Genomic DNA, 1,213 nt, shown 5'->3' with positions numbered 1-1,213 from the left:
TTACTCCGTGAGCTGGGGGTGGCCGCAGAGACCAGCGAGAAGCGACTGTTTACTAAAAACACAGGTCCGTGCGAAGCCGTAAGGCGATGTATACGGACTGACGCCTGCCCGGTGCTGGAACGTTAAGGGGACCGGTTAGTGCGCTTTCGGGCGTGCGAAGCTGAGAACTTAAGCGCCAGTAAACGGCGGTGGTAACTATAACCATCCTAAGGTAGCGAAATTCCTTGTCGGGTAAGTTCCGACCTGCACGAATGGCGTAACGACTTCTCGACTGTCTCAACCATAGGCCCGGTGAAATTGCACTACGAGTAAAGATGCTCGTTTCGCGCAGCAGGACGGAAAGACCCCGGGACCTTTACTATAGTTTGATATTGGTGTTCGGTTCGGCTTGTGTAGGATAGGTGGGAGACTTTGAAGCAGCCACGCCAGTGGTTGTGGAGTCGCCGTTGAAATACCACTCTGGTCGTGCTGGATGTCTAACCTCGGTCCGTGATCCGGATCAGGGACAGTGTCTGATGGGTAGTTTAACTGGGGCGGTTGCCTCCTAAAGAGTAACGGAGGCGCCCAAAGGTTCCCTCAGCCTGGTTGGCAATCAGGTGTTGAGTGTAAGTGCACAAGGGAGCTTGACTGTGAGACCGACGGGTCGAGCAGGGACGAAAGTCGGGACTAGTGATCCGGCGGTGGCTTGTGGAAGCGCCGTCGCTCAACGGATAAAAGGTACCCCGGGGATAACAGGCTGATCTTCCCCAAGAGTCCATATCGACGGGATGGTTTGGCACCTCGATGTCGGCTCGTCGCATCCTGGGGCTGGAGTCGGTCCCAAGGGTTGGGCTGTTCGCCCATTAAAGCGGTACGCGAGCTGGGTTTAGAACGTCGTGAGACAGTTCGGTCCCTATCCGCTGCGCGCGCAGGAATATTGAGAAGGGCTGTCCCTAGTACGAGAGGACCGGGACGGACGAACCTCTGGTGTGCCAGTTGTCCTGCCAAGGGCATGGCTGGTTGGCTACGTTCGGGAGGGATAACCGCTGAAAGCATCTAAGCGGGAAGCCTGCTTCAAGATGAGTATTCCCACCTCCTTGAGAGGGTAAGGCTCCCAGTAGACGACTGGGTTGATAGGCCAGATGTGGAAGCCCGGTAACGGGTGGAGCTGACTGGTACTAATAGGCCGAGGGCTTGTCCTCAGTTGCTCGCGTCCACTGTGTTAGTTCTGAAG

General features: G+C 56.2%; 1 rRNA gene (cut by a window edge). It reads left to right on the top strand.

Annotated features, from left to right (window positions below):
• Positions 1 to 1,181, top strand: a 23S ribosomal RNA gene (locus ACFWB8_RS36665) (it extends 2,122 nt beyond the left edge of the window).
• Positions 1,182 to 1,213: the final 32 nt, after the last annotated feature.

It is taken from the genome of Streptomyces sp. NPDC060031 (genome assembly GCF_042736805.1).
Lineage (GTDB): Bacteria > Actinomycetota > Actinomycetes > Streptomycetales > Streptomycetaceae > Streptomyces.
The sequence above is the reverse complement of the archived record's forward strand: the minus strand, read 5'-3'. Positions and strand labels throughout refer to the sequence as shown.